Raw genomic sequence first — 3,218 nt, forward strand, 5'->3', positions numbered from 1 at the left:
TATCTTTCGCTGTCAGTCATTTCTCTACTGGTGTTTGCCTACCTTGCGGTCGGCATCTTCGAAAGGGAAAGAACTTTCGATGCGGTTGATCCGACGGATATTCAAAGTATCGATGCGGCTGGCGCTGATGCTCTGTCTGATGGTTCTGATGTCCGCAATCCTCAAACTGGTACTGAGAACAGCGGTCGCCTAGCCAATAACAACCAACTCAAACATCCCTTCCAGGATGCAGCCCTGAGAATCGCCGGCAACTTCAACCGCGCCTACCTGTTCCACGGCCAGGATCGCCAGGGCGATTTCTCAATAACCCAGAAAGACCTGTTCCACTTCGGCTACCGCATCCTCTATCTGCGCCCCTGTCATGCCCAGCTCTGGTGGAATGGCCAGAAGGTCCAGGACATCTACTGCCAGCGAATCCGCATCCAGGCACCGGACCTCAGACCGGACATCGAGCCGGACACCTCGCCCCTGGAGGCCATCAACCCGCTTCAGAAAGTCAAAGAAGAGGCGTAGCCCGCGGACGGCCGCGACGATGGCGAGGAGCGGCAGGGAGCGGGCGAAGCCCGGAGACGTCCCTGTAACACGTCTCATAGAAAACGACGGTAGTCGATTTTTAACCACTTAGAACCACAGTGAGCCACAGATGAAAATCAAAGACTTCGAAAGACTGGATATCAGCACCGGCGAAATTGGAAAAGGGGACCTGTTTATTGGTCCCGAAGGCCAGCAAGTGAACCTGAAAAACGTCAACGTCCTCTGGACCGGCACGGATACCGTGCGCCAACTTTTCCAGGGACGCCTGAAGCCGGAAATCCTCGCCGATATCGCCACCGAATACGAATCCGGGTATGACGCTACCGTCACCATCAAGAAAATCCCGTTCCGTCTTCAGTCCGGCAGGCGAGGGGGCTTCAAATACATCCTGCAAAACCGCGAATACGGCCTGACAATCCTGCTTCAGAACTTCTACGCCGAAGCTGACACCCTGGGCACGCACGTCAAAATCGAAACCTCCCCCAGGTGGCTCTATGAGCGCTCTAGCCAGGAGATCCACGACGAGCTTGCCGAGTGGGGTATGTACTTCCTCACTAACATCAAGCCGGTTGGCATCGCGCTACACCTGGCCGTGGACTTCCAGGGCTGGGAACCCCCGCAAGACTTTGCCCAGCACTTCGTGACCAGGGCCCGAACCATCAGTGTCCACAACGGCATGAGCGACTTTCACTTCCAGGGCCTGGAAGGTTCCACCGTCAACGGCAGAGGTGAAACCTACACCTTCGGCAAGGCCAACAGCCTGCAGGTGTGCCTTTACGACAAATCCAAAGAGGTCGACGTCTCCGACAAGCGCGCCTTCATGGAGAGCATTTGGGAATGCGCCAGCAACGAAGAGTGCTTCCCGGACACCTGCTATGACCCGGACAAGCCGGTCTGGCGCCTGGAGATCCGGTTCCATCACCGCATCGTGAATGAGATCTCCCAGGGCACGCCCAACATGAAGCCCATTTACACCTACATGGACGCGGTACCGCACCTGACTGGTCTCTGGAAGTATGCCCTGCAAAGCAATCGCTACGAGGTCAAACGAGAATGGGTACACCCCATCTGGACCAAACTAAGAGACGACATCGGTTTCGGCTACAGCGCCCCGGATCTGATGTACAAACGCGCAAAAAAGGAACCCGGTTGCGGCAACGAAAAGAACGTCTCCCTGGCCTTTGGCAATCTCTTGTCCATCTATGCACGCAACCGTTTTAACCCACGCCAGGCCTGGGACTGCCTCAAGAAATCCGGACTCTGGGAGGATCTCTGCGCCTACTACCGACGACGGGAGATCTATGAAAACGAGCTGTTCCAGCTCGTCCAGGATGGACTGATAAAACGACGCCTACTCACAAAGGTGGCCGCATGATCAAAAAGCTACCGTCGGGACGATGGCAGGTTGATATCCGCCAGGATGGACGCGGTTCTAAACGCATTAGAAAAAGCTTCGATAGCAAGGCAGAAGCCAGGCGCTATGAACAGCATCTGTTGCTCCGGAAGTCTGAGGACCAGGTGTGGAATCCTTCAAAGGATCGCCGGCGCCTGAAAGATCTCATTCAGCAGTGGTACGACGCCCACGGCCACACCCTGAAAGATGGAGAGAAACGAAAGCGGAAACTGGATGCTATAGCCGATCGCCTACGCAACCCCAGGGCAACGTCTTTCAAGGTATCCGATTTCGCCACCTATCGCCGTCTCAGGCTGGAAAACGACGGGGTAGGGGAGAACACCTTGAATCACGAGCACACGTATCTGAGTGCAGTCTTTAACGAGCTAATCCGGCAAGGCGAGTGGACACACGAGAACCCGTTAAAGAAGTTGCGGAAGTTCAAACTGGATGAGCAAGAGCTGGCGTTTCTTTCCCAGGAACAGATAAGCCGTCTCCTGGAAGAGTGCAGGGCATCATCGAATCCGAGTCTGTATCACGTCACTCGATTGGCCCTGGCCACTGGCGCCAGGTGGTCGGAAGCTGAAGGTGTAACCAGGTCGAATTTCACGCCTCACCGGGTGACCTACAACTACACCAAGTCGGGTAAGTCCAGGAGCGTCCCGATTTCAAAGCAGCTCTATAAAGATCTAATAGAGGAAGTGCCCTTTGTTAGCTGCAGCGCGGCATTCCGGAAAGCGATCGAGAGGGCCGGAATAGATCTGCCTAGGGGGCAGCTCACCCATATCTGCCGGCACACTTTCGCCAGTCACTTTCTTATGAAAGGAGGTGACATTCTTACGCTTCAAAAAATCCTAGGACATTCAGATATTAAGCTAACCATGAGATACTCGCACCTCTCTCCTGGCCATCTTCAATCAGTAATTGATTTCAATCCACTTGCTCATTAAAGGGAATTAGAATGCTTGATGGTTTTGCTCGCCTTATCAAGAGCATCAAAGTGCTGGCAGAAATTAGTGTCTTTGTCGGTATAGCTCTGCTCATTTACTACTGGTCTGCCACGATTAGTTTTTTCCCTCCATCGTTGAGTGTCGGTGACATTGCGAAGTTGCTGGTAATTTCAGCAGTGGGAGCCTTTACATTTTCAATGCTCACTCTTTACACCTTTTGTAGTGGTCAACTAATCCCGGACAGTATTTTAAGGTTTTCCTCTGCTGCAACGGGAGAAATGCCACCGTTGAACGTATGAGGTCTTTGCCGGTTGTAGTAGTCCATCAGATAGCCACCAACA

Annotated in this window: 3 protein-coding genes; all 3 read left to right on the top strand. The window is 53.6% G+C overall.

The window, feature by feature from the left end; translation table 11 throughout:
• Positions 1–513, top strand: a 513-nt coding sequence (locus KEHDKFFH_RS20160; protein ID WP_158253213.1) for a hypothetical protein, incomplete at its 5' end; no start/stop codon positions are given.
• Positions 514–643: 130 nt separating this feature from the next.
• Entirely contained in the window at positions 644–1,909 is a 1,266-nt protein-coding gene (locus tag KEHDKFFH_RS19870) for a hypothetical protein (RefSeq protein WP_104323501.1), read from the top strand.
• On the top strand, positions 1,906–2,877 hold the full coding sequence (locus KEHDKFFH_RS19875) for a phage integrase (RefSeq protein WP_104323502.1): 972 nt from the start codon (positions 1,906–1,908) through the stop codon (positions 2,875–2,877). Before KEHDKFFH_RS19870 ends, KEHDKFFH_RS19875 begins: the two co-directional genes overlap by 4 nt.
• Positions 2,878–3,218 lie beyond the last annotated feature (341 nt).

Source organism: Marinobacter maroccanus, from assembly GCF_002933275.1.
In the GTDB taxonomy this organism is placed as follows: Bacteria; Pseudomonadota; Gammaproteobacteria; order Pseudomonadales; family Oleiphilaceae; genus Marinobacter; species Marinobacter maroccanus.